At 48.9% G+C, this 23,296-nt stretch carries 21 protein-coding genes; 16 read left to right on the top strand and 5 right to left on the bottom strand.

Translation table 11 applies throughout. From position 1 onward, the window contains the following. Positions 1-36: 36 nt before the first annotated feature. Positions 37-1,317 carry a citrate synthase gene (locus CWE22_RS01185; protein ID WP_169929578.1) on the bottom strand — a complete coding sequence of 427 codons (1,281 nt, stop codon included), beginning with the start codon at positions 1,315-1,317 and terminating at the stop codon, positions 37-39. 527 nt (positions 1,318-1,844) lie between these two features. Between CWE22_RS01185 and sdhC the strand changes: the two genes are divergently transcribed. From sdhC to sucD, 8 genes are all read left to right on the top strand, one after another. Beyond that, positions 1,845-2,219, top strand: a complete 375-nt coding sequence (sdhC, locus tag CWE22_RS01190; protein WP_169929579.1) for a succinate dehydrogenase, cytochrome b556 subunit — start codon at positions 1,845-1,847, stop codon at positions 2,217-2,219. Next, positions 2,213-2,569: a succinate dehydrogenase, hydrophobic membrane anchor protein gene (sdhD, locus tag CWE22_RS01195; protein WP_169929580.1), complete on the top strand. Its 357-nt coding sequence runs from the start codon at positions 2,213-2,215 to the stop codon at positions 2,567-2,569. Before sdhC ends, sdhD begins: the two co-directional genes overlap by 7 nt. Continuing rightward, entirely contained in the window at positions 2,570-4,336 is a 1,767-nt protein-coding gene (sdhA, locus tag CWE22_RS01200; protein WP_169929581.1) for a succinate dehydrogenase flavoprotein subunit, read from the top strand. It begins immediately after the preceding gene. Between the two features lie 15 nt (positions 4,337-4,351). Further along, entirely contained in the window at positions 4,352-5,071 is a 720-nt protein-coding gene (locus tag CWE22_RS01205) for a succinate dehydrogenase iron-sulfur subunit (protein ID WP_169929582.1), read from the top strand. A gap of 101 nt (positions 5,072-5,172) precedes the next feature. Then, positions 5,173-7,980: a 2-oxoglutarate dehydrogenase E1 component gene (locus CWE22_RS01210; protein ID WP_169929583.1), complete on the top strand. Its 2,808-nt coding sequence runs from the start codon at positions 5,173-5,175 to the stop codon at positions 7,978-7,980. Positions 7,981-7,993: 13 nt separating this feature from the next. Then, positions 7,994-9,565, top strand: coding sequence for a 2-oxoglutarate dehydrogenase complex dihydrolipoyllysine-residue succinyltransferase (odhB, locus tag CWE22_RS01215; RefSeq protein ID WP_169929584.1), 1,572 nt, complete (start codon positions 7,994-7,996; stop codon positions 9,563-9,565). Positions 9,566-9,702: 137 nt separating this feature from the next. After that, the gene (gene sucC, locus CWE22_RS01220; protein WP_169929585.1) at positions 9,703-10,869 is read left to right on the top strand and encodes an ADP-forming succinate--CoA ligase subunit beta; all 1,167 of its coding nucleotides are present in this window, start codon (positions 9,703-9,705) and stop codon (positions 10,867-10,869) included. Continuing rightward, entirely contained in the window at positions 10,869-11,741 is an 873-nt protein-coding gene (gene sucD / locus CWE22_RS01225) for a succinate--CoA ligase subunit alpha (protein WP_169929586.1), read from the top strand. The genes sucC and sucD overlap by 1 nt, the downstream gene beginning before the upstream one ends. Positions 11,742-11,801: 60 nt before the next feature. Here the strand turns inward: sucD and CWE22_RS01230 are convergent, their stop codons facing one another. Then, a complete protein-coding gene (locus tag CWE22_RS01230; protein ID WP_169929587.1) occupies positions 11,802-12,737 on the bottom strand; it encodes an alpha/beta fold hydrolase in 936 nt (311 codons plus the stop codon). Between the two features lie 108 nt (positions 12,738-12,845). Between CWE22_RS01230 and CWE22_RS01235 the strand changes: the two genes are divergently transcribed. The 4 genes from CWE22_RS01235 (at position 12,846) to CWE22_RS01250 (ending at position 17,005) form a co-directional block, all read left to right on the top strand. Continuing rightward, the gene (locus CWE22_RS01235; protein ID WP_169929588.1) at positions 12,846-13,775 is read left to right on the top strand and encodes a M14 family metallopeptidase; all 930 of its coding nucleotides are present in this window, start codon (positions 12,846-12,848) and stop codon (positions 13,773-13,775) included. After that, a complete protein-coding gene (locus CWE22_RS01240) occupies positions 13,768-14,637 on the top strand; it encodes a DMT family transporter (protein ID WP_244595922.1) in 870 nt (289 codons plus the stop codon). The genes CWE22_RS01235 and CWE22_RS01240 overlap by 8 nt, the downstream gene beginning before the upstream one ends. Positions 14,638-14,678: 41 nt before the next feature. Continuing rightward, positions 14,679-15,938 carry a hypothetical protein gene (locus CWE22_RS01245; protein WP_169929589.1) on the top strand — a complete coding sequence of 420 codons (1,260 nt, stop codon included), beginning with the start codon at positions 14,679-14,681 and terminating at the stop codon, positions 15,936-15,938. A 116-nt stretch (positions 15,939-16,054) separates the two neighbouring features. Continuing rightward, positions 16,055-17,005 carry an MBL fold metallo-hydrolase gene (locus CWE22_RS01250; RefSeq protein ID WP_169929590.1) on the top strand — a complete coding sequence of 317 codons (951 nt, stop codon included), beginning with the start codon at positions 16,055-16,057 and terminating at the stop codon, positions 17,003-17,005. An 18-nt stretch (positions 17,006-17,023) separates the two neighbouring features. Here CWE22_RS01250 and CWE22_RS01255 read toward each other — a convergent pair whose 3' ends face one another. Beyond that, positions 17,024-17,587: an FMN-dependent NADH-azoreductase gene (locus CWE22_RS01255; protein ID WP_169929591.1), complete on the bottom strand. Its 564-nt coding sequence runs from the start codon at positions 17,585-17,587 to the stop codon at positions 17,024-17,026. A 225-nt stretch (positions 17,588-17,812) separates the two neighbouring features. On the opposite strand from CWE22_RS01255, the gene CWE22_RS01260 reads away from it, so the two are divergent. The 4 genes from CWE22_RS01260 (at position 17,813) to CWE22_RS01275 (ending at position 21,872) form a co-directional block, all read left to right on the top strand. Continuing rightward, positions 17,813-18,739 carry a LysR family transcriptional regulator gene (locus CWE22_RS01260; protein ID WP_169929592.1) on the top strand — a complete coding sequence of 309 codons (927 nt, stop codon included), beginning with the start codon at positions 17,813-17,815 and terminating at the stop codon, positions 18,737-18,739. Positions 18,740-18,807: 68 nt separating this feature from the next. Beyond that, positions 18,808-20,040 (top strand): acyl-CoA dehydrogenase family protein, encoded by a 1,233-nt coding sequence (locus CWE22_RS01265; protein WP_169929593.1) that lies wholly within the window; start codon positions 18,808-18,810, stop codon positions 20,038-20,040. Continuing rightward, a complete protein-coding gene (locus tag CWE22_RS01270) occupies positions 20,037-21,113 on the top strand; it encodes a phosphotransferase family protein (RefSeq protein ID WP_169929594.1) in 1,077 nt (358 codons plus the stop codon). Before CWE22_RS01265 ends, CWE22_RS01270 begins: the two co-directional genes overlap by 4 nt. A gap of 3 nt (positions 21,114-21,116) precedes the next feature. Continuing rightward, positions 21,117-21,872 (top strand): SDR family oxidoreductase, encoded by a 756-nt coding sequence (locus tag CWE22_RS01275; protein ID WP_169929595.1) that lies wholly within the window; start codon positions 21,117-21,119, stop codon positions 21,870-21,872. A 3-nt stretch (positions 21,873-21,875) separates the two neighbouring features. Here CWE22_RS01275 and CWE22_RS01280 read toward each other — a convergent pair whose 3' ends face one another. Continuing rightward, on the bottom strand, positions 21,876-22,343 hold the full coding sequence (locus CWE22_RS01280; protein WP_169929596.1) for a hypothetical protein: 468 nt from the start codon (positions 22,341-22,343) through the stop codon (positions 21,876-21,878). Beyond that, positions 22,340-23,281 (bottom strand): pirin family protein, encoded by a 942-nt coding sequence (locus tag CWE22_RS01285; RefSeq protein ID WP_169929597.1) that lies wholly within the window; start codon positions 23,279-23,281, stop codon positions 22,340-22,342. Before CWE22_RS01285 ends, CWE22_RS01280 begins: the two co-directional genes overlap by 4 nt. Between the last annotated feature and the right edge of the window lie 15 nt (positions 23,282-23,296).

Consider the following 23,296-nt stretch of genomic DNA (forward strand, 5'->3'; position numbering starts at 1 on the left):
CAGTTAGTGAATTTGACCAACTGTTTGAATTGAGGCTTAACGTTTGAGTGGTTTGAACTCACGTTGTTCAGCGCCAGTGTACAATTGACGTGGACGTCCAATCTTCTGGTTCGACTCACTCATCATTTCATGCCAATGGGAAATCCAACCGACCGTTCGTGACAGCGCAAAAATGACCGTGAACATATTGGTTGGGATACCGATAGCTTTCAAAATAATGCCTGAGTAGAAATCAACATTGGGATAAAGCTTCTTCTCGACGAAGTATGGATCTTCGAGTGCAACCCGCTCGAGTTCCATAGCTACATCTAGCAAAGGATCCTGAATGTTGAGCTCTTTCAGCACTTCATGAGCACTCTCGCGCATGACGGTCGCACGTGGGTCGAAGTTTTTGTAAACACGGTGACCAAAGCCCATTAAGCGGAATGGGTCGTTTTTGTCTTTCGCTTTCTCAACATAACGCGGAATGTTATCGACCGAGCCAATTTCCTTCAGCATACGCAAGCAAGCTTCGTTGGCACCACCGTGAGCAGGTCCCCATAATGATGCGACACCGGCTGCGATACAAGCATAAGGATTCGCACCTGATGAACCGGCTAAACGCACGGTTGAAGTGGATGCATTTTGCTCATGATCCGCATGCAGCGTGAAGATCCGATCCATTGCTTTCGCGATAGTTGGACTGATCTTGTAATCCTCTGCCGGAACCGAGAACATCATGTTCAGAAAGTTCTCAGAGTAGGACAGGTCGTTGCGAGGATAGACGAACGGTTGACCGATACTAAACTTATACGCCATTGCAGCAATGGTAGGCATTTTCGCGATCAGACGATAAGCACTGCGCAAACGTTGCTTTGAGTCATGAATGTCCAAGTCATCGTGATAGAACGATGAGAGTGCGCCCGTTACAGCACATAACATGGCCATCGGATGAGCGTCTCGACGGAAGCCATTAAAGAAGTTGTGTAATCCTTGATGGACCATCGTATGTTTGGTTATGGTTTGCTTAAACTTAGCGTATTCATCTTCAGTTGGAGCTTCACCGTGGAGCAGCATGTAACATACTTCGAGATAATCTGCTTGTGTAGCAAGCTGATCAATAGGGTATCCGCGATGCAGAAGAATGCCTTGCTCACCATCGATATAGGTGATTTTTGATTCACACGAGCCTGTTGCTAAAAAGCCTGGGTCGAAAGTGAAGTACCCATGTTTACCTAAAGTACGCACGTCAATTACATCATAGCCGGCTGTACCAGTAAGCACTGGTAATTCAATGGATTGGCCGTCAATCTGCAGGGTGGCTTTACGATCAGCCATAAGGAAATCTCCTTGTTTGAGTCTGCTTCATCACTAAAAAAGGACGCTAGTTTTACTCGATCTTAACCCCGTTTGTCAATTCAAACGACTGTTTGAACCAAAACCGAGAGGTTGCTTGCGAGAGAATAATCACAGCGCTGAACAGGGCATTATTACGCCAAATTGTGACGCTTGGATTACAGGGCGTTGGCTGGTTATACGCTGATTTGTTCCAGAAAGAAATGAGACTAAGGTAGGATTCAAACTGATCGCAGGTCTCATGGATAATAATCTAAACACACTGTCAACTAAATCGCGTGAAATTAGATCGCCAAGCTCAGCTCAAGTCCAGCTCTGGGCTACCCTCGGCACTGGGTCGACGTTAGGTAATCTTTTTCTTTGCTTTTTTCGTAATTGAAGGCGTTGGAGAATTGTAATTCAAGGCCATGGCTTATATACTTTGGCGGCGATCTCACAGGGTCCTCCAACGAGAGGATGTTTGAAGTTCCGAGCATGTTAAAAATGCTTTTCTGAAAGGCACAACAATCGTGAAAAAACAAAGACCTGTAAATTTAGACCTTACGACAATTAGTTTCCCGGCAGCAGCCATTAGTTCCATTTTACATCGCATTTCTGGCGTGATCATGTTGGTCGCGATCGGTCTGTTGGTGTGGGCGCTCGCCGTATCGTTGCAGTCCGCCAATGACTTTGCCATGGTGCAAAGTTTGTTTACCGGCTGGTTTGCCAAATTCATCGCGTGGGGCATTCTCACCGCATTCAGCTACCACTTGCTGGCGGGTGTCCGTCACATGGTCATGGACCTTGGCTATTGGGAAGAAATCAAATCAGGCGGCCTGAGCGCTAAGCTTGTGTTTGTTCTGACAGTGGTCCTCTCAGCATTAGCAGGAGTCTGGTTATGGTAAAGGTAGCCTCAACATTTGGCCGTAGCGGTACCCACGATTACATCCTCATTCGGGCGTCTGCCATTATCATGGCCTTATACGCTATTTTTCTGATGAGCTTCTTTGTTACAGCGGAGCCATTAACCTATGCTGCTTGGACTAATTTGTTCGCCAGCTTAGGAATGAAGATATTCACGATGCTCGCACTGACCTCAGTGTTGATTCATGGTTGGATTGGTATCTGGCAGGTACTGACTGACTACGTTAAACACTCTGGTCTACGGGCGTTCATTCAATTCGTTGTCTGTGTTGCACTGATGGCATACTGGCTTGCCGGTTTGTTGGTCGTGTGGCCAGTGGAGGGTGTGTAAGTGAGTTATCAAACACTCGAATTTGACGCTGTAGTCATCGGCGCTGGCGGTGCGGGTATGCGCGCCGCATTACAAATTTCTCAAGCGGGCATGACCTGCGCTCTGATGTCGAAAGTATTCCCGACACGTTCGCACACTGTGTCTGCTCAAGGTGGTATTACTGTCGCTTTAGGTAATGCCCACGAAGATAACTGGGAATGGCACATGTTCGATACCGTCAAAGGGTCCGATTACATCGGCGACCAAGACGCAATTGAGTATATGTGTAAGACCGGCCCCGAAGCGATTTTGGAAATGGAGAACTTGGGTTTACCTTTCTCACGCTTCGAAAACGGCAAAGTGTATCAACGGCCATTTGGTGGCCAGTCGAAAGCATTCGGCGGCGAGCAGGCTGCGCGCACCGCGGCCGCAGCTGACCGCACTGGACACGCGCTGCTGCACTTGTTGTATCAACAAAATGTGAAGAACAAAACGACCGTCTTTTCGGAGTGGTTTGCACTTGATCTGGTGAAGAACCAAGACGGCGCTATCGTTGGTACTACGGCTCTGAATATCGAGACGGGTGAAGTCTTCTTCATCAAAGCGAAAGCGGTGATCTTGGCGACTGGTGGTGCCGGACGTATTTACGCCTCAACTACGAACGCTCACATTAACACGGGTGACGGCGTTGGCATGGCTTTGCGTGCAGGTGTACCTGTTCAAGATATGGAAATGTGGCAATTCCACCCCACAGGTATTGCCGGAGCCGGCTCGCTGGTGACTGAAGGTTGCCGTGGCGAGGGTGGTTACCTCTTGAACAAAGATGGCGAGCGTTTCATGGAGCGTTACGCACCAAACGCCAAAGACTTAGCGGGACGTGACGTTGTTGCTCGCGCAATGATGACCGAAATCCGTGAAGGCCGTGGTTGTGAAGGCCCATGGGGTACTCACATTAAATTGAAGCTCGATCATTTGGGTCGTGATGTTTTGGAAAGTCGCTTACCAGGTGTGTGTGACCTTGCGAAAACGTTTGCACACGTCGACCCAGCGGAAGAGCCAATTCCAGTTATCCCAACCTGTCACTACATGATGGGTGGCATTCCAACAAATGTGAACGGTCAAGCATTACAAGTTGATGCCAACGGAAAAGCAACGCCAATTCAAGGCTTGTTTGCGTGTGGTGAGATTGCTTGTGTGTCTGTACATGGTGCCAACCGACTGGGTGGTAACTCGTTACTCGATTTGGTCGTCTTCGGCCGCGCTACGGGTCTACATTTGGGTGAATCACTCGCTGCAAATACCGAAGCGCGTGAAGCCACTAACGATGATGTTGAAGCAGCGTTAGCGCGTCTGAATCGTTGGGAAAATAACCAAGATGGTGAAGATCCAGCGCAAATCAAGAAAGACCTGCAGAAATGTATGCAATTGAACTTCTCGGTATTCCGTGAAGGTGATGCGATGGCAGAAGGTCTGAAAGAGCTGAAGGCCATTCGTGAGCGTCTGCAGAATGCGCGCTTGGATGACACCAGTAAAGAATTCAACACGCAACGTATCGAGTGTTTAGAGCTCGATAACTTGATGGAAACCGCTTATTCAACTGCAGTAGCTGCTAACTTCCGTACTGAGAGCCGCGGCGCGCACAGTCGTGCTGACTTCCCAGACCGGGATGACGACAAGTGGTTAGTGCATACCGTTTACCGTCCAGGCGATGAGTCTATGACGACTCGTGAAGTGAATATGCAGCCGAAGTTGCGTGAAGCATTCCCGCCGAAAGCGCGGACTTACTAAGATTAGGTGAAAACGATGAAGACGTTGAAAATTTCAGTTTATCGTTACAACCCGGATGTTGATAACGCACCGTACATGAAAGATTACACGCTGGAAGTGGAAGAAGGGCGTGACATGATGGTGCTGGATGTCTTGCTGAAGTTAAAAGAGCAAGATCCGACTTTAGCATTCCGTCGCTCATGCCGTGAGGGCGTGTGTGGTTCTGACGGTTTGAATATGAACGGCAAAAATGGTTTGGCGTGTATCACTCCACTGTCAGCCCTGAATGGTGGCAGTAAAAAAGTTGTGATTCGGCCATTACCCGGCTTACCGGTTATCCGTGACTTGATTGTAGATATGAGCCAGTTCTACAAACAGTACGAGAAAATTAAGCCGTATCTCATTAACGACGACAAGACACCACCAGCGCGTGAGCGTCTGCAATCACCTGAAGAGCGCGCGAAGCTCGACGGATTGTACGAGTGTATTTTGTGTGCGTGTTGTTCAACGTCGTGTCCATCGTTTTGGTGGAATCCAGACAAGTTCGTCGGTCCTGCGGGTCTCTTACACGCCTATCGTTTCTTGATTGATAGTCGTGATACAGCAACCGAGCAGCGCCTAGATGACCTTGATGATGCATTCAGTGTGTTCCGTTGTCACGGCATCATGAACTGTGTAAACGTGTGCCCGAAAGGATTGAATCCGACCAAGGCTATTGGACACATCAAATCCATGCTATTGAATCGCGCCATTTAATCATTTGGCAATGATTTGCTATAGTAGTGGGCGTGCTGTATCGAAATGGCCATCCAGCCCGGATGGCTATTTTTTTGTAAAACGAGTGTGAAGGAACAGCGATGCAAGATGGCGTAATGCAAGCCTGGCTAGAATCCTCCCACCTGGCTGGTGGTAATATGGCCTATGTTGAGGAGCTATTTGAGGTTTACCTTGACGATCCAACGGCGGTAGGCGACGAATGGCGCCACTTTTTTGATCAGTTGCCGAGCGATGATGGTCGAGCCGATACCAAACTGAGCACCATTCGCGAACAATTTCGTGAAGCGGCAAAAAATAAGTTCAAGCAAGCTGGAACCACGGTTGCAGCAGCGCCCGATCAAAAGCAAGTCAAAGTACTCCAGCTCATCAATGCCTACCGGTTCCGCGGCCATCAGCACGCAAATCTGGACCCGCTCGATTTATGGAAGCAGCCGACAGTTCCAGATTTAACCTTAGAGCATCATGAATTGTCGAAAGACGATTATGACAAAGAATTTAACGTCGGGTCTTTAGCTGTTGGCAAAGACACGATGAAGCTCGGTGATATTCATAAGACCCTCAACCAAATCTATTGCGGCTCGATTGGTGCAGAATACATGCACATCGTATCCACGCGCGAGAAACGCTGGATTCAGCAGCGTTTAGAAGGTGTCTTGGGGCGTCCAGAATTCAGCCAAGACCTGCAGCAGCGTATTCTAAAAGAATTGGTCGCCGCTGATGGGTTGGAAAAATATTTAGGTTCCAAGTTCCCTGGCGCTAAACGCTTCAGTTTAGAGGGCGGCGACAGCTTGGTGCCAATGCTGAAAGCATTGATTCACCGTGCTGGTGAGCAAGGCAGCAAAGAAGTAGTTATCGGTATGGCTCACCGTGGTCGACTCAACGTGTTAGTCAACGTGTTGGGTAAAAAGCCAGCCGATTTATTCGATGAATTCGCCGGCAAGCATGCGGTCAATAAAGGCTCGGGCGATGTGAAATACCATATGGGTTTCTCGTCTGACTTTGCTACGAAGGGCGGCGATGTGCACTTGGCGCTCGCATTTAACCCATCGCACTTAGAAATTGTGAATCCTGTAGTGATGGGTTCCGTTCGCGCACGGATGGACCGTCTTGGTGATAGCACAGGTTCAAAAGTGCTCCCGATTACGATACACGGTGATGCCGCTATTGCCGGACAAGGCATTGTGCAAGAAACGTTTAATATGTCGAAGACTCGAGCATTCCAAGTTGGCGGCTCGATTCGAATTGTGATTAATAACCAGGTCGGTTTCACTACGTCCAAACGTGAAGACAGTCGCTCGACGCAGTATTGTACGGATATTGCGAAGATGGTGCAGGCGCCAATTTTCCACGTGAATGCAGATGATCCCGAAGCCGTTGTGTTTGTCACTCAATTAGCATTGGATTACCGCAACACTTTCCAACGCGACGTGATGATTGACCTCGTCTGCTATCGCCGTCATGGCCATAATGAAGCGGATGAGCCGAGCGCCACACAGCCGTTGATGTACGCAAAAGTGAAGCAGCATCCAGTGCCGCGCGAAGTCTATGCTGAGCGTTTGTTGAGCAACGGTGTTATCAAAGACAAAGATTTAGAGCAACTAGTGAGTGATTATCGCGACTTGCTCGATAAAGGTGAAATTGTCGTTGATGAATTCCGTGAGATGAAGAGTCATTCATCGGACTGGAAGCCATTTATTGATAACGAATGGAACGTCGAATACGACGCGAAAATCAGTCTCGAACAAGTGAAAGCATTAGGTAAAGCAGCCAGTACGGTTCCTGACTCCCATGCATTGCATTCTCGGGTTGGTAAAGTTTACGACGAGCGCCTGAAAATGGCTGCCGGTGACAAGCCAGCCGACTGGGGCTTTGCTGAAACGTTGGCATATGCGACATTAGTCGATCAAGGCGTTCATATTCGTCTGACGGGTCAAGACAGTGGTCGCGGAACCTTTTTCCATCGACATGCGGTGCTGCATAACCAAGAAGACGCATCGACCTATATGCCGTTGAATAATATTCGCGACGGTCAAGGCAAGATTGAAATTTATGATTCTGTGCTCTCAGAAGCTGCAGTCGTTGCTTTTGAATATGGCTACGCAACAGCAGAACCTAAAGCTCTGGTGATGTGGGAAGCGCAATTCGGCGACTTCGTGAATGGTGCGCAAGTAGTCATTGACCAGTTCTTGAGCTCGGGGGAGCAGAAATGGGGGCGTTTGTGTGGCCTTACGTTGTTGCTACCGCATGGCTACGAAGGTCAGGGGCCGGAGCATAGCTCGGCACGCTTAGAGCGTTTCTTGCAGCTATCTGCGGACCACAACTGGTCAGTCTGTGTGCCAACAACACCAGCGCAAGTATTTCATATGATTCGTCGACAGCATTTGCGTCCAGTGCGCCGTCCGCTGATTGTCATGACACCGAAGTCATTGTTGCGTCATCCGTTAGCAGTGTCTGAGTTGGAAGAATTGACTACCGGTGTGTTCCAGAATGCTATTGCGGAAGTGGATGAGTTGACGCCGAAGAAAGTTAAACGAGTCGTGTTCTGTTCGGGGAAAGTGTACTACGATCTTCTCCAAGAGCGTCGCAAGCGTGAACAAGAAGATGTTGCGATAGTGCGGATAGAGCAGTTGTATCCGTTCCCAGCTGAAGAAGTTGCTGAAATTTTGAAAGATTATCAGCATGTGAAAGATTTTGTTTGGTGTCAGGAAGAGCCTCAGAACCAAGGCGCTTGGTACAGTAGCCAGCACAATTTCTGGGCAGTCATTCCGAAAGGTGCAGAATTAACTTACGCAGGCCGGGCGGCGTCAGCTGCCCCAGCGGTGGGTTATTTAACAGAGCACAATAAGCAGCAATCCCAATTAGTCGATGACGCGCTAACCATTAAATAGGTGATATTTGACCATGGCTATTGATATAAAAGTTCCTCAACTCCCTGAATCTGTTGCTGATGCAACAGTCGCTACTTGGCACGTCAAGCCAGGTGACAAAGTGTCGCGCGATCAGAATTTGGTCGATATTGAAACCGATAAAGTGGTACTCGAAGTGGTAGCGCCCGAAGATGGTGTCATTGGCGAGATAATTGCTGAAGAAGGCGCAACCGTCGGTGCCGAAGAAGTTATCGGTAAACTCGAGAAGGGCGATGGCGCAGCCGCTAAATCTGACTCCAAAGAAGAAGACAAGTCAGAGTCTAAGTCAGACTCGAAAGATGAATCGAAAGCTGATGCCAAAGAAGAGAAATCAACCAAGCCAGCGGAGAAGAGTTCAGGTAGCGGTGAGAAGCTTGAGGTCAAAGTACCGACGCTACCAGAGTCAGTTGCTGATGCTACGATTGCAACCTGGCATGTGAAGGCCGGCGATGCGGTCAAACGTGATCAGAACCTAGTGGATATCGAAACTGACAAGGTCGTTCTTGAAGTTGTGGCTCCAGCTGACGGCGTGTTGGCTGAAATCAAACACGAAGAGGGCGCAACGGTCGGTGCTGATGACGTGATTGGTATTGTTGAAGCGGGCGGTAGTGCCGCGGCTGAACCTGCCAAAAAAGACGATAAAGCAGATAAAGCTGAATCGAGTTCTGATGATGATAGCGATAGCGACGTTGCGGGCCCAGCAGTGCGCCGTTTGCTCGCCGAGCACAACTTAAAAGCTGCGGATATCAAGGGCACCGGTAAAGGCGGTCGGGTAACGAAGGAAGATGTAGAGAAACACATGAAAGACGGTGGTAAGAAAGAATCTCCAGCGGCTCAGCCAGCCGCAGCACCAGCTTCTGGCGGTGATCGCGATCAGAAACGCGTGCCAATGACGCGCCTGCGCAAGACTATTGCCAAGCGCTTGTTAGAGGCGAAGAATGCGACGGCTATGTTGACAACGTTTAACGAAGTCAACATGAAGCCAATCATGGACTTACGTAAGAAGTACAAAGATGTATTCGAAGAGCGTCATGACACTCGTTTAGGCTTCATGGGCTTTTATGTGAAAGCGGTGACTGAAGCGTTGAAACGTTTCCCAGACGTCAATGCATCGATTGATGGTGATGACATTGTTTATCACAACTATTTCGATATCAGCATTGCGGTATCAACGCCACGTGGTCTGGTTACACCAGTATTGCGTGACACCGATAAAATGAGTATCGCTGACATTGAAAATGGGATTCGTGATTTAGCTCTAAAAGGTCGTGATGGTAAATTGACCATGGATGATATGCAGGGCGGTAATTTCACCATCACCAACGGTGGTGTGTTTGGTTCATTATTATCGACGCCTATTTTAAATCCGCCACAAAGCGCTATTTTGGGGATGCACAAAATCCAAGATCGTCCAATGGCGGTAGATGGGAAAGTTGAAATCCTACCGATGATGTATTTAGCCTTATCTTATGATCATCGTATTATCGACGGGAAAGAATCTGTCGGCTTCTTGGTAACCATCAAAGAGTTACTGGAAGATCCACAACGTCTGTTGTTAGACGTGTAAAGAAAATACACAGCCGCCGCAAAGAGAAATCTTCCCGGCGGCTGTCTTTTTCGCACGCAAAGCTGTAAAATGCGCGCGATTTTCGGGTAGTGGCCACGGTGGCTGCTTAAGTTGTTCAAACGAATCGGAAGAGCATCATGAACTTGCATGAGTATCAAGCCAAACAACTTTTTAGAGAGTTTGGTTTGCCAGTATCAGAAGGCTACGCGGTAGACACTGCGGAAGAAGCCGTTGAAGCTGCAAAGAAAATTGGTGGTGAGCGTTGGGTAGTGAAAACCCAAGTACACGCAGGCGGTCGCGGTAAAGCGGGCGGCGTGAAGTTGGTCTCTAGCCTCGACGACGTTCGCGCATTTGCGAACAACTGGATCGGCAAAAACCTTGTGACCTATCAAACGGATGCAAATGGCCAGCCAGTTACCAAAATTTTGGTTGAGAGCTTGACTGATATCGGCTCAGAGCTTTATCTCGGTGCTGTTGTTGACCGTGCAACACGTAAAATCGTGTTCATGGCATCAACTGAAGGTGGTGTTGAGATTGAGAAAGTTGCTGAAGAAACACCTGAAAAAATTCTGAAAGCGATCATTGACCCAACGGTCGGCGCACAGCCATACCAAGGTCGTGAGCTGGGTTTCAAATTAGGCTTGAACGCGGATCAAGTGAAGCAATTCACCAAGATCTTCCTTGGTTTGGCCAAAATGTTCGAGCAGTATGATTTCGCGTTGTTGGAAATCAATCCGCTGGTCATCACCGAGCAAGGCGATTTGCATTGCTTGGACGGTAAAATCAATATCGATAGCAACGCCTTGTATCGTCAGCCGAAGATTCGTGAAATGCACGATCCTTCACAAGAAGACGAGCGTGAAGCACAAGCAGCGAAATGGGAACTCAACTACGTAGCATTGGACGGTAACATTGGCTGTATGGTCAATGGTGCAGGTCTGGCTATGGGTACCATGGACATCGTCAAGTTAGCCGGCGGTCAGCCAGCAAACTTTCTTGACGTGGGCGGCGGTGCGACCAAAGAGCGCGTTACTGAAGCATTTAAAATTATCCTGTCTGACAAGGCTGTCAAAGCCGTACTCGTCAACATCTTTGGTGGTATTGTCCGTTGCGACATGATTGCTGAAGGCATTATGGGTGCAGTGGAAGAAGTCGGCGTGAAAGTTCCGGTTGTTGTTCGTTTAGAAGGTAACAACGCAGAATTGGGTCGTCAGAAGTTAGCGGAAAGTGGCCTCAATATTATTGCAGCTGAGAGCTTGTCTGATGCTGCTGATAAAGTGGTTGCTGCGGCAGGAGGTCAATAATGTCTATCTTGATCGATAAAAATACGAAAGTTATTTGCCAAGGTTTTACCGGTGGCCAAGGTACCTTCCATTCTGAGCAAGCGATTGCTTATGGAACGCAAATGGTTGGCGGTGTCACTCCAGGCAAAGGCGGTCAAACGCATTTAGGTTTGCCAGTTTTTAACACGGTGCGTGAAGCTGTTGAACAAACAGGCGCTACTGCATCGGTTATCTACGTACCAGCACCATTCTGTAAAGACTCTATTGTTGAAGCTGCAGACGCTGGTATCGAACTGATCGTTTGTATCACTGAAGGCATTCCAACACTGGACATGCTGTATGTGAAAGAATACTTGACGCACAAAGGCGTGCGGATGATTGGTCCAAACTGCCCAGGTGTGATCACTCCGGGTGAGTGTAAGATCGGGATCATGCCAGGTCACATCCATAAGCCAGGTAAAGTCGGTATCGTTTCGCGTTCAGGTACGTTGACCTATGAAGCCGTGAAACAAACAACGGACGAAGGTTTTGGTCAGTCTACCTGTGTTGGCATCGGTGGTGACCCGATTCCAGGTTCAAACTTTATCGATATCTTAGCGATGTTCGAGAAAGATCCAAAAACCGAAGCGATCGTCATGATTGGTGAAATTGGTGGTACTGCAGAAGAAGAAGCTGCGGAATACATCAAAAACAACGTCACCAAGCCTGTTGTGTCTTACATTGCGGGTGTTACAGCACCTCCGGGTAAGCGCATGGGTCATGCGGGCGCTATCATTTCTGGTGGTAAAGGCACAGCAGATGAGAAGTTTGCAGCGTTAGAAGCAGCAGGCGTTAAAACTGTACGTAGTCTTGCAGAAATTGGTAAAGCATTACGTGAGAAAACAGGCTGGTAAGCCTAGTTTAGTGTTCACGACTACAAAAGCCACTCCGAATGCGGAGTGGCTTTTTTCGTTTTAGCGCAAAAATGCGCGTACTGCTTCGGCGGTCTGGGCTGGAGCCTCTTCGTGTGGAACATGCCCCAGTTCTGGATAAATAACTAACACATTGTTGGGTAAATCCGCTGCGTATTTATGCGCGTTGGCAACCGGAATGAGTGTGTCACGACCACCCCAAAGAATGAGCGTCGGTTGGCTCAGAGTGCGTAATGTCTCACTCTCATTGCGAGACTGCTGCAATTTAAATCTGAGCCGCAAGGCACGCCGATTCCCCTCCCGAAGTGTCATATCGTAATACAGTTGAACCAGCTCATCTGTGACTAAGCTGGGGTCACCATAAACATTCTCGACACTACGGCGAATCAAAAACTTCGGCGTAAAATACTCCATGGAATAGCTGAGGATAGGTGCTTGAGCAATGCGAAAGCCCAAAGGTAATTCTTCAGGGTTCCACTCGTAACCACCACTTGGGTCGACAAGAATAAGGCGCGAAACCCGCTCTGGATAAAATTCCGCTGTTTTCCAAGCAATAAAACCACCGAGAGAATTACCGCCTAAGTCAAAGGTCTGAATACCAAGCGCATTTGCAAAGTCAGCAACAAAATTCGCATAAGTTTCGACGCGGTAATCGTCATCTAGGCGCGGCCCGGTCAGTGCAAATCCTGGTAAATCTAAGCGGATAATTTGGCGCTGATCCTGTAATTCTCTCACCCAACCATCCCAAGTATGAAGACTGGCTGAAGTGCCATGTAGCAATATCAGAGGCGGCGCTGCTGAAGCCATACCCTCAATTCGATAGTGCACTGTCAGACCATTCACTTGGGCAAATTGCGATGGAGCTTGGGCGTATTGTTGGTAGAGTTGTTGTACTGGTTTATCCGGAGCCCACCAAAGAATAAGCAGCAAAGCCAATCCACCAAACAACAACCAAGCCAGTTGTCCCAACATACGCATTGCATTGATCTCCTGCTGCCGTGATCGGCGGAACCATGATACGCTTATTCCATGAGCGCTAGTAGCATCTAGTAGAGCAGAAACAGCAACACAAAAAAAGAGGATTCTATGGCAGACGAATTTGTCTATCACATCGGCACGAAAGGCCAACCCTGGGGCGCAGAGGAAAAGCAGCAATGGTTGAGTGAACAACACAAGAAACGCTCTTATGTAGATGATGTTGTGACTGCTATAGATGCTTTGAAAGAGCAGTTTACCGTCGAGTGCTACGGCCATCTTGAGTATGCTGTTGGGCAATATGATTTGTTTGTAGTTAAGAGTCGTCAGTGGCATCCAGAGTTGCCAACTATTGTTGTGACTGGCGGTGTGCATGGCTATGAAACAAGTGGCGTGCATGGTGCCTTACGGTTCTTGCAAACCACTGCGGCTGCTTATGAAGACCAAGTAAATATTGTCGTGTTTCCCTGCCTCAGTCCATGGGGGTATGAAACCATAAACCGCTGGAATCCTACTGCAGCTGATCCAAACCGTTCCTTCAAGGAAGGAAGTGGCGTGTTGGAGTCAGAATTACCGATGCAGTATCTCGCGCGACTGAAGACGCCTATTGCAATGCATGTTGATTTGCATGAGACAACTGATACCGATAACTCGGAGTTTCGCCCAGCTCTTGCAGCGAAAGAAGGGACGGTGAACACCAACTGGAATATTCCAGATGGATTTTATTTAGTCGGGGACGCCGACCGGGCGGAGGCTGATTTTCAGGCCGCTATTATTCGAAGTGTCGGCGCTATCACGCATATTGCTGAACCTGACGATCAAGGTAACTTTATCGGCGTTCCAATGGAGCAAGCGGGTGTTATCAACTACGCTGCGAAGCCATTAGGGTTATGTATGGGTATGACCAACGCAGCTTATGTGACGACGACCGAGGTGTACCCAGATAGTCCAAAAACAAACCCTGAAGAATGCATTGTTGCGCAAGTTGCAGCTATCACGGGTGGCCTCGATTACCTGCTCAGTAAGCAAAGCCGTGACTAAGGTACAAAAGCTGAATCCATTCACCTTAGTCCTGATGACCGTGCTCGCGATTGTGGCGTTCGCGGGAAATTCCATTTTGACGCGGTTGGCACTCAAGGATGACGCTATTGATGCGGGCACCTTCACGTGGTTGCGACTCTTCGCTGGAATCGTGACCTTGTGTCTGATCCTAGCGCTACGCGGACATCCCCCGCGACAGTTTACACGCGGGGGAAGTTGGCGTGGGGCTTTCGCGTTATTTGGTTATGCTATCGCCTTTTCCTTTGCTTACGTCACGTTAGAAACAGGAATTGGTGCTCTTATTTTATTTACTTCAGTACAACTCTCTATGTTGCTGATTGGTTGGTGGCAGGGCAATCGAGTCATGTTGCGCGAATGGCTTGGCGTCGGACTGGCGTTTACAGGATTTGTGTATTTGATTAAGCCGCAGCTGAGTGTGCCGGATTCGTCACTTGGGGTAGCTTTGATGATCACAGCGGGCTGTTGCTGGGGCATCTACTCATTGGTTGGTCGCGGGTCAAAACAGCCGTTGCTGGATACCGCCAGCAACTTTACGCGAACCTTACCGCTGTTAGGCTTGCTTTTACTCATGACAATCGAGCACTCTGTATGGAGTGAAAAGGGTGTAGCGTTGGCAATCTTATCAGGCAGCCTTACCTCAGGTGTGGGTTATGCTATTTGGTATTTAGCGCTGCCTCATTTAACGGTTACTATTGCCGCTGTGAGTCAATTGACGGTACCGGTCGTGGCGACGTTAGGTGGCGTGTTATTTGCCAGCGAAGCTCTGACAATGCGTTTATTTATTGCCACTGTCTTAATTATCAGCGGTATCGCTTGGGTGGTCATGAGTCGCCGGCAGTAGTCGAGGTGAGTGACATACCGACTCATTCGTGGTGAGGACCTATGCAGAATCGTTCCATTCGGTTGTTCGTGTTGCTCTGTTGCGCACTAGGCGTGTTTGCGCTGTACATATACGCGCAACAGCCGCGTGAACAAATCAATGTGAATATGTACCGCGAACAAACGGGTTTAAGCGATCGATGGTGGATCCAATACCAGTTAGCTGAGCCGGTTACCCAACTCGAGTTTATTCGTACGCCAGATCAAAGTCGTGTTACCCGTTGGTCTCCGGAGTCCGGCGAGTTTATGATTGCCGTTGCTGCCAATGGTGATGAATATATACAACGCGTCGATCAACAACCTTTCCAGTTTGTCAGTTTCGAATTGACTCCCACATATATCTATCTTGAACAAGATTATGCGCCATTTTCACCTTATTCGGATGGTGGTATGGCATGGTTTAGCGGTCGTTTCAAAGTTTGCCCAGAATCCTGTGAGTTTGCCGGTCAATTTCGCTTTTACTTCACTATGCAGAGCGCATCCACTGATTCCATTGTGATTCCCACTGCATCCGCGACTGGAGACCTCAGTTGGTATGAAAGTGCGGATGACGGTTTGATGGTTTATGTGGGCGACCAGCAGCCGAATCAAAGCGGCATGCCACTGTTGATTGACCAAGGTATTCCTGCAGCACTGCAAAGTGAACTGCGAAACAGTCTAGAGCCGATGTTGGATTACTTCGCGGCGCGCTTAGGAGCCCTAGAAACCGCGCCAATGGTGTTCGCTTCGTACAGTAGCACCTCGAATGGCCGTTACGGTAACCAAGGTGGGGTAATTGGCAATCAATTGTTCGTGCATTGGTACGGCATGGCACTTGAGGACAGAATGATTGAGCCAACCTTCGTCAATGACACTTTGTGGTTTTTTGCTCACGAAGTGGCTCATCTCTATCAACGCAATCTATTCGATAATGATCATGCTTGGATCCATGAAGGAAGCGCCGAGTGGATGGCATATCGCTATTTAGAAAGCATTGGTGTATCCACTGGATATTTAGAGTTGAGGTTAGCGCGGGCAGAGAAATTATGTGCGCAAGCGAACCCAGATGACAGGATTCGGCAAGACTATGCATGCGGAATGTTGTTAGCCAAGCGAATTGACGAGGCGCTATTGCGCGAGTATCCATTCGGAATCTATTACTTTTGGCAGGAGTTTCTAGCACGCTCAACTGCGCAGTCCGATCAATACACAGTGTTTCAAGAAACTCTTCAGCAGTTGACTCATCAACAATTCGCGAGTGCGTTGCTGAGAAGTGCTCCATAAACTTGTGAAGTTGATCTGGAAAATAGTAACGATGCGCGATCTAAATACTCAGGCTGTCTGTACATTGTCTAGACTGAATAGTTCATGAACGTATTTAATGACAGGAGATAAAAGCTATGAAGGACGTGCTCACCACAGCAAGCATCATTGTCTCGTTAACGCTATCCTCAGCGGTCGTAGCGATGGAAGAATCAGAGAGTGTTAAACAAGCGCCTGGGTTCTATCGTATGACACTGGGGGATTTTAAAGTTACTGCGATTAGCGATGGCACCGTAAATCTGCCAGTACACGATCTACTTCACATGGATGCAGACGCAGTGAAGCAGCGCCTTGCCGAAGACTTTTTAGCAAGCCCGTTAGAGACGTCCGTCAATGGCTATTTAGTGGATACTGGCGAACAGCAAATTCTGATTGATACCGGGGCCGGTTCACTATTCGGGCCGACGTTGGGTTTCTTCCGCCAAAATTTGTGGATGGCTGGCTACAAACCGGAGGATATTGACGTGATCCTGATTACGCACATGCATCCCGATCATGTCGGCGGCTTGATGCATGAAGGTGAAAAGGTATTTAGTCAAGCGACGGTATATGTGGATGCAGATGACGCTGATTTTTGGCTGAGTGAGGCCAATTTGAATGCGGCTGCCGAGAGTGACAAAGGTTTTTTCCAAGGTGCCCAAGCGTCGTTACTACCTTATCGCGACAGCAATCAACTCGTTACCTTTGCAGATGGAGATGAGCTGGTGTCAGGTGTAACGGTGAATCCAACTCCCGGACATACGCCCGGTCATAGTGTTTATCATGTTGAGAGTCAAGGTGAGACACTCGTGGTTTGGGGCGATATTATGCACGTCGCCAGTGTTCAATTTGAGGATCCGAGCGTCACCATTGCCTTCGACACCAACAGTGAGCAAGCTTTTGCTCAGCGGCAACGGATTTTTCAAGAAGTTGCTGAACAAGGTTATTGGGCTGCTGGCGCTCACGTGGCATTTCCTGGTATTGGTCATTTAAGTGAGGAAGAGCAGGGTTATCGCTGGGTACCGATCAATTACAGCACCCAGCTTTAATATGGCCACATTGAGGCGCTATGCGAGCGCCTCAATTTCCGCCTGTGCTGCTTGCAGCGCTTGCTCACGCGGCTCTTCACCTAAGTTCACGCCTTCTGCGCGAACCACATGAACATTGGTTATCCCAATAAAACCCAATGCTTGACGCAAATAGCTTTCTTGGTGATCCATTGCTGCAGCTTCGCCTTTACTGTAGATACCGCCACGACCTGACGCGATATAAACCGTTTTATCGGTCAACAGCCCTTGTGGACCTTGCTCAGTATATTGAAAGGTAACACCAGCCTTTAATACACGGTCAAGCCAAGCTTTGAGCTGAGTAGGAATCGTGAAGTTATACATAGGGGCACCAATGACAATAATGTCAGCAGCTTGCAACTCAGCAATCAACTCCTGACTTAGAGCATTCTCACCATCCATCAACGTTTCCGCATCTAAATGCGGGACTGGCTGAGTGACTAAGTCACGATACGTGACCTCATGGCTGCCCGTTTTCAGTAAACGTTCAACAATACCCGCGCTTAACTTGCGGCTGACCGATTGGCCAATAAATAATCCAGAATCTAAATGTAATATCTTCATACAACCTCCAAACAAAGAATGGCCGTAGCCAAAGGTGCGCTGTGTACTCTGTTTACTATATTAAGCTGTTCCATTACTAACGGTAGTAGGCTAAATTAGAATCAAACGTTCCATATATGGAACATCAGTGCGTCACTGGCTATTGGTTACTAGTTACTCGAAAACACAGATCGCTAGTAGCGAGTAACCAGTAGCTAGTAGCCATTAGCTGACGTAGGGGGGAAGATGCTGCCTGATTTAACGAATTATCTGTTGTTTGCCAAAACTGTTGCAGCTGGCAGTATCAGTGAAGCCGCGCGCGAGCTTGGTATGCCTAAGTCAACGTTAAGTCGACGCTTGACTGAGCTCGAGAGTGAGCAAGGCGTGCGGCTGCTACATCGTAGTACGCGGGGCTTAAAGGTCACTGATATTGGCCAGGCTTTTTTAGTGCATTGTGAGAGCTTAGTGGCAGCCGCAGAGGCCGCTCAACAAGTCACACAGATGGTGCAGCAAACGCCAAGGGGTGATATTCATGTGTCGTGTCCTTATGCTATTAGCCAGAGCTTGTTGGTACATTTGCTACCTGAGTTTATGGCGCTTTATCCCGAGGTTCGTATTCATTGGCGGGTGACTAATCAACCCGTCAATCTCATCGAGGAAGGCATCGATGTTGCGTTGCGAGTGCGACCGACGATCGAGGATTCTTCGCTTATCGCCCGGACGTTGAGTCGAGCGCCGACAACCTTGTATGCCGCGCCAGATTTGCTCAATCAGCATGCAATCGAGCACCCCTTGGATATTCTGCAAGTGCCGTTGTTATCGATGCACTATAGCAGTGGCCGTTACCGCTACGAGTTGACGCACACTAGCGGCGATAAACTGAGTATCAGCTATCAACCGCGACTTATTACCGATGACATGTTCGTTCTCCGTGAAGCAGCGATTGCGGGTCAAGGGATGGTTGCTCTGCCCAACTACATCTGTTCAGATGCGGTGCAACAACTGCAATTACAGCGAGTGTTGCCGGAATGGAGTTTGCCTCTAGGAATCATGCATTTAGTGTATCCCTATCGACGGGGCTTATTACCTGCAGTGCGGGTATTTGTTGATTTTCTCGTTGAACGCCTCCCCAGTTACGCTCAGCAGCTGTATTACAATGAGCATTCGTATTGAATGTTGCGAGCAGGCTCTCTACAATCATTCAAACATGCGTTTAACTTTAGTAGCAAGGCAGGATTCTCATGGATTTTACTCCAAGTGCGAAAACAACCGAGTATCGGCAGCGCCTTATTCAATTCATGCGCGATCATATCGAGCCGAATGAAGCAAATTACCATAAGGAATGTCGGCGCTTAAACGGCTCGGCGGATTGGCGCACTTGGCAGGTACCGCCACTAGTGCATGAATTGAAAGCCAAAGCCAAAGCGCAGGGCTTGTGGAATCTATTTTTACCGGATGACGATCTGGGGGCTGGACTTACGACACTGGAGTACGCGCCTCTAGCTGAAGTGATGGGGCATAGCCTGTTGGCTCCAGAGGTTTTTAATTGTAATGCTCCCGATACTGGGAATATGGAAGTGCTGTATCACTTTGGTACGAAACAACAGCAGCAGCAATGGTTAGAGCCACTATTAGCGGGTGATATTCGATCTGTTTTTTGCATGACAGAGCCCGACGTAGCGTCTTCAGATGCGACAAATATGCAAGCTCGTATTGTTGCAGATGGTGATGATGTCGTGATTTCTGGTCGCAAGTGGTGGTCAACTGGGTTAGGGCACCCGGATGCGAAGTTTGCGATTGTGATGGGATTGACCGACCCCGATGCAGCTAAACATCAACGTCATAGTATGGTAATTGTGCCCCTTGATACGTCCGGTGTGATCATTGAACGCATGTTGCCGGCGTTTGGCGAATATGATGCGCCCTACGGTCACGGCGAGGTGTTATTTGATCAAGTGCGTGTACCTAAGGAAAATGTGATTGGTGGCTTGGGCGATGGCTTCAAAATTGCACAAGGACGACTGGGTCCAGGACGAATTCACCATTGTATGCGTGCTCTGGGTGCAGCAGAAAAGGCATTGCAGCTGTTTATGCAGCGCGGTCAAGAGCGAATCGCTTTCGGGCGACCACTATTGCAACTAGGCGGCAATATGGAACGGGTTGCTGATATGCGTGTCGCTATCGATCAAGCGCGGCTGTTGACGTTTTTCGCGGCATGGAAAATCGATCAAGTGGGGGCGATGAAAGCGCTCGCTGAGATCTCAGCGATTAAATTAGCAGCGCCCAGCGTCTTGCAGAAAGTAGTTGATGAAGCTATTCAACTCTATGGTGGTGCAGGCATGTCACATGATGTGCCGCTCACGAACTTGTTCGCCGTCGCTCGCGCACTGCGGATTGCGGACGGTCCGGATGCCGTGCACCGTGCAACTATTGCGAAAGTTGAACTGAACAAATACCGGGAGCGTGAGTCATGAGCCAAGCCAATCTCGCGACGGCGGAAGATAAAGCCGGCCGAGTGCGCGATGGTGAAGCGCTGCCCGAAGCTCCATTAGTAGCCTATCTCAAGCAACAGCTGCCGCAACTAGAGGGCGATGTGCGCATTACACAATATGCAGGAGGTGCGTCCAATTGGACCTATCGTTTGCAATTTGACAATGCCGACTTGATTTTGCGGCGTCCACCTGCTGGAACTAAAGCTAAATCAGCGCATGACATGGGCCGTGAATACCGTATTCAAAAAGCGTTGAAGGCAGTGTTTCCATACGTCCCTGAAATGCTCTTGCATTGCAGCGACGAAGCTGTGATTGGTGCTGAATTCTATGTCATGGAGCGTATTGCTGGCATTATCCCGCGGAAGAATATGCCGCGCGAACTGGTTTTGAGTGAAGCGCAAACGCGAACATTATGCCAACGCGCGTTGGATTGTTTGATTGAGCTGCATCAAGTGGATATTCAGCAGGCCGGTCTCACCGATCTAGCGAAGGGCGCAGGCTACACCGAGCGCCAGGTGAGTGGTTGGAGCGAACGTTATCGCCGTGCTAAGACCTGGAATGTGCCGAGTGGCAAAGGCATCATGAAGTGGTTAGCTGAACATCAACCGCAACACGAAACCATTTGTATGACCCACAACGACTTTCGCTTTGACAACCTAGTACTCAATAGCAATGACCCAACCGAAATTATCGGAGTACTAGACTGGGAATTGGCGACGTTGGGAAATCCATTGATGGACGTTGGCAATATGCTGGCGTACTGGATTCAAGCGGACGATGATCGCATCGCGCAATCGACGCGCCGCCAACCGACCCACTTACCAGGCATGTTTACGCGGCAAGAAGTCATTGATTATTACTGCGCAAAAATGAATGTCGATGTGCGTGATTTCACCTTTTACGAGGTATTTGGGCTATTCCGACTGAGTGTCATCGCACAACAAATTTATTATCGTTATCACCATAAGCAGACACGTAATCCTTCGTTCAAGAACTTCTGGTTTTTGGTGAATTATTTACATTGGCGAGCGCGTAAGCTCATCAAGCAAGGATAAAGCATGGTACGTCAAACAATACTTATTACCGGTGCAAGCTCAGGGCTGGGCGAGGGCATGGCGCGTGAGTTTGCTAAACTCGGCCGCAATTTAGCATTGTGCGCACGTCGGACCGACCGTCTCGAAGCACTAAAAGCCGAACTTGAAGCTGATTATCCGCAAACCAGGGTATCGGTGAAAGCGCTCGATGTGAATGATCACGAAAAGGTTTTTAGCGTGTTCAAAGCATTTCGCGATGAGTTTGGCAGCATCGATCGCGTCATCGTCAATGCTGGAATGGGTAAGGGAGCGTCTTTAGGTACTGGCTACTTCCATGCCAACGTACAAACGGCGCAAACCAATTTTGTCGCCGCCGTTGCACAATGTGAGGCCGCTCTCGAAATCTTTCGCGAACAAGGGGATGGTCACTTAGTAACGGTGAGTTCTATTTCAGCACTCCGCGGGATGCCGCGCGCAATGACTGTTTATGCCGCGACCAAAGCGGGATTGTCGGCGCTGACGGAGGGGATTCGAGCGGACTTGATTCGATCTCGTTCGAAGATTAAAACCAGTACGATATTGCCAGGTTTTATTCGCTCTGAAATCAATGAAAAGGTGAAGAATACACCCTTTATGGTCGATACCGAGACGGGCTGTAAGGCGTTGGTTAAAGCCATCGAAAAAGAGCCGGTACAAGCCTATGTACCGGGTTGGCCGTGGACTTTGGTGGCCTTTTTGATGAAACGACTACCACTGAAGATAGTCATGAAATTGGGCTGATTGCTAATCGAGAGGGCAATCCACAACACGTTCGGCATTGATACTCAATGTATGTGGATTGCCATCGACATCGCGATAAATGACCGAACTTCGAGCAACGTTCAAATGTCCACGCCCGGCACTATGAAAAACCTCCAACGCCGCATTATCCGCCACGCCAAGTGTCATACAACCGTCTAATTCAGCAGTGAGCAAGCGTTGCCAATATTGGTTATGTGGTTCGTGGAGCCATACCTCATAGCCTTGCCAGCTATCATCTCCGCGTTTGCACTCGTGCAACTGTACTTCTGCACCATTATCAGCGGTCAATACAACTTGTAAGGATTCGCATGCGGCTAGCGGCGGCGGATCGGGCTCGAACACGGTGTACTTATAAATAAATACCGAAATAAAAATAATAGCGACGGTAATACCTGCAGCCAAAAACCAGAGTCCGAGTCGACGTGTCATTCTTACAAATGCTGCAATCATTGTGGATACTCCGGAGCCAGCAACCGCTCGCCCTGATAGTGTGCGACCTCACCGAAGCGCGGATGTCCGTCATTCCAGTCCCGCTGTGCTTGTTTCACACGCTCTAAATCACTACTGACAAAGTTCCACCACATTTTTACGGGCAATTCAAAAGCCTCACCTCCTAGTACTAAGAGTGTGGTGTCGGCACTCAGTTCGATGGACAGTTCAGAGCGGTTTGCGCCAAGTTGAATAACTTCATGCTCGCGTACCGTGGCGTCTGCGCAGTCTAATCGCCCGCGGCAGACGTAAATACAATATTCAAACTCGGTCTGCAGATGTAAGTCGGTAGCCGTCGCTCGAGCGGTACTGATAATCAGCGCCAGTGATGGGTGAAAGGTCAGTGCTGGTGATTGATAGTGTTGACCTTGTTGGCGGTATTCGCCGACCAGTAGAGTTGCAGTGCAATCGCCAATGGTGAACTGAGGCACCTGACGATAATGATCAAAGCGCGGTTCAGTGCGTTCATGTAGCGGTGGCAGCGCAGACCAGAGCTGTAAGCCATGCAAGGGGTCACTGAGCTGTGCATCTGCAATTTCGGCATGACTGATGCCTTCGCCACTGGTCATTAAATTTAATTCCCCACTGCGCAAGGGCTGTTCATAACCTAAACTGTCTTGGTGAACCAATTGACCCGAGAATAACCAGGTAATGGTTTGCAGGCCTATATGAGGATGCGGGGCGACATCGAATTGTTGGTAGTCTGCAGTAGCAACCGGGCCAAAATGATCAAGGAAGCACCACGGGCCCACCATGCGTAATTGTTTTTGTGGCAGGATCCGATAGACCGTTAAGGCGGGCGTTAACGGCCGTGGTTTTGCCACTAACACTCTGCTATCGCGATGTCGATGCTCGGATTCACAAGTTTCTGGGACATTGTCATCGGGCGTTCGGCTCATACTGGACTCTCGGTA

This window comes from Pseudidiomarina aestuarii, from assembly GCF_003987355.1.
Taxonomy (GTDB): Bacteria; Pseudomonadota; Gammaproteobacteria; order Enterobacterales; family Alteromonadaceae; genus Pseudidiomarina; species Pseudidiomarina aestuarii.